Annotated in this window: 3 protein-coding genes; all 3 read left to right on the top strand. The window is 62.8% G+C overall.

Annotated elements, in window-relative coordinates; all coding sequences use genetic code 11:
- The coding region (locus EN914_RS30225) for a mechanosensitive ion channel family protein (RefSeq protein WP_164779016.1) at nucleotides 1-1,660 on the top strand (1,660 nt) is incomplete at its 5' end.
- A gap of 156 nt (nucleotides 1,661-1,816) precedes the next feature.
- Nucleotides 1,817-2,080 carry a hypothetical protein gene (locus EN914_RS30220; RefSeq protein ID WP_023812335.1) on the top strand — a complete coding sequence of 88 codons (264 nt, stop codon included), beginning with the start codon at nucleotides 1,817-1,819 and terminating at the stop codon, nucleotides 2,078-2,080.
- A gap of 206 nt (nucleotides 2,081-2,286) precedes the next feature.
- Nucleotides 2,287-2,982: haloacid dehalogenase-like hydrolase (locus EN914_RS30215; RefSeq protein WP_206527275.1), on the top strand; the 696-nt coding region annotated here is incomplete at its 3' end.

Here is a 2,982-nt window from a genome sequence, read left to right as displayed (position 1 = left end):
TTATTACAATGTGTTGCGCGGCGACATTGGGCTCTTCCTCAACGCGCTGGCGACCGTCATCGGCGTGGTGTTCTGCGTCAACCGGCTGACCAATGCGGCGCTGGAACCGCGGCTGCCGAACTGGCGCCTGATCCCGGTCGAAACCGGGCCGGCGCGCTGGCTGGTGCGCCTGGCCACCGCCATGGCCGTGGTCATCAGCGTCAACACCTTCCTGTCGGTGATCAACGACAAGATGGGTTCGCCGCTGTCGCTGACCATCGCCCGCAGTTTCGGCGCCACCATCATCGTCGGCGTCATCCTGATCCTGATGGCGATGCTGAGGCCGTTCAAGGCGCGTGACGGAAGCTGGCGGCCGTGGCCGGCATGGCTGCGCTATACGGCGCTTGCGCTCGGTCTTTTCACCATCGTCGCGGCGCTGCTCGGTTACATCGGCCTTGCTCTGTTCGTTTCGTTGCAGGTCGTCGTTACCGGCACCGCGCTGATCACCGCCTATATCGGCTTCCTGTCGGCGCAGGCGATCGGCGAGGAGGGTGCTTTCGCCAACACCTCCGTCGGGCGCTGGCTGTCGGCCAATTCCAGCTACGAGGATACGGCCCTCGATCAGCTCGGCCTTGTCGTCAGCGTTGCCATCAATGTGATGATCGTGCTGGTGTTCCTGCCGCTGATCCTGCTGATGTGGGGTTTCCAGCCCGGCGATATCCAGGCTTGGGCCTACAAGCTCGCAACCGGGATCAACATCGGCTCGGTGACGATCTCGGTCACCGGCATCCTCTCCGGCATCGTCGTCTTCGTCATAGGCTATTTCCTGACGCGCTGGTTCCAGGGCTGGCTCGACGGCTCGGTCATGGCGCGTGGCAAGGTCGATACCGGCGTGCGCAACTCGATCAGGCTGGCGGTCGGCTATGCCGGCGTCGCGCTGGCGGCACTGGTCGGCATCTCGGCGGCGGGCATCGACCTGTCCAGCTTGGCACTGGTCGCCGGCGCTCTTTCCCTCGGTATCGGCTTTGGCCTGCAGAACGTGGTGTCCAATTTCGTTTCCGGCCTGATCCTTCTGGCCGAGCGGCCGTTCAAGGTGGGCGACTGGATCGTTGCCGGCGACGTCAGCGGCACGGTCAAGAAGATCAGCGTGCGCGCCACCGAGATCGAAACCTTCCAGCGGCAATCGGTGATCCTGCCCAATTCGAACCTGATCAACAACGCCGTCGGCAACTGGACGCACCGCAACAAGCTCGGCCGCGTCGACATCAAGGTCGGCGTCGCCTATGGCAGCGACGTCAAGCAGGTTCATGCCGTCCTGCTGGAGATCGCCCGCAGCCACCCGATGGTGCTGAAGAACCCCGAACCCTTCGTGCTGTTTTCCAATTTCGGCCCCGCCGCCCTGGAATTCGAAATCCGCGTGTTCCTGGCCGACGTGATGAACGGCAACATCGCGCAGAACGACATCCGTTTTGCCGTCCTCGAAAAATTCAGCAGCGAACACATCGAGATCCCCTCGACGCCGCGCGCCGTGGTCGAGGCCCACAAGCCCAAGGCCTGGCCGACGGACGACGACAAGATCGAGGCCGACTTCGCCGAACAGGAGCAGATAAGGGCCGAAGCCGAGGCGGAGAAGAAGCGACTGGTCAAGTCTCGCAAAACCAAGAAGCCGGACCCGGACTAGGCTCGGACTCCGTCGACCTCAATCCTGCCCGGAATCGATTGCGGCATGAATGGGGCATTCAGTTGCGGTTCAGCTTCCATCTCATATAAGCTCCATGCAAAGGCGAAAATGCCTTGCCAAATGCAACAGAGGCGGTGGGAACACCGATATTGCACCATGTGGAAGTCTCTCGTCGCTGCAGTCGCCCTGGTCGCCGCCATCGGCTCGGTCCATGCCGCGAGCGCGGTCAACAAGGACGCCGAGACCCGCACGCTGGTCGTAACGGAGGGCGGCAGCAAGACCGACCTTGCGCTGGCCGGTGGCGAAACGGTTGAGTTCTGCCCGAACGGCTGCTTCGTCACCTTGCCCAATGGCGATCTCGAAGCCCTGACCGGTTCGGAAACGGTCGAGATCTCGGGCGGTGTCGCCCGCATCAAGTAATCTTGGCGTCACGATTGTAGAGGCCGGGCATTTGCCCGGCCTTTTATCGTTTCCGGTAGCGGTTGTTTAACAATGACACCGGAAATACCGCCATGGCAGCCGTCTGCAACCGTGCGTTTTAACGTTCGCTACGCCATCGCCCGCTATACCAGCCTCAAGACGCCGAAAAGCGGCGCGCAACTCTACGCGGGCAGGGCAGGACGGACATGGATGCGCGATCGGACAGGAACGCAATACCGCTTGCGGTCGATCTCGACGGCACGCTGATCGCAACCGACCTGTTGTGGGAAGGGCTGTTCATCCTTCTCAAGAAGAACCCGCTCTATATCTTCCTCGTACCGTTCTGGATCGCCGGCGGGCCGGCGCGGCTGAAGCAGGCGATCGCGCAGCGCATCGACATCGATCCGGCATCGCTGCCCTATCGCGAGGTGCTGCTTTGCCGCCTCCGGACCGAGCACGCCGAGGGCCGCAAGATCGTGCTGGCGACCGGTACGCCGCGCAAGTTCGCCGACGCCATCGCGGCCCATCTCGGCATTTTCGACCAGGTGCTGGCCACCGATGGTCTCGCCAATCTCACCTCGGGCAGGAAGCGCGCCTCGCTGATCGCAGCCTATGGCGATGGCGGTTTCGACTACGCCGGCAACAGCCGCCATGACCTCCAGGTCTTCGATGCCGCACGCAACGCGATCGTCGTCGCGCCCGACCGCCATGCCGCGCGCTGGCTGGCGGCACATGGCGCCGAGACGGTGCCGGCGCCGAAGCCGACTTTGCGGACCATCGTCAAGATGCTGCGCGTGCATCAGTGGCTGAAGAATTCGCTGATCGCCGTGCCGATGGTGCTCTCGCATGAATATTTCAACACCGACATGATCTGGGAATGCCTGCTGGCATTCGTCTCGTTC

This window comes from Mesorhizobium sp. M7A.F.Ca.CA.001.08.2.1 (assembly GCF_003998455.1).
Taxonomy (GTDB): Bacteria; Pseudomonadota; Alphaproteobacteria; order Rhizobiales; family Rhizobiaceae; genus Mesorhizobium; species Mesorhizobium ciceri.
The sequence above is the reverse complement of the archived record's forward strand: the minus strand, read 5'-3'. Positions and strand labels throughout refer to the sequence as shown.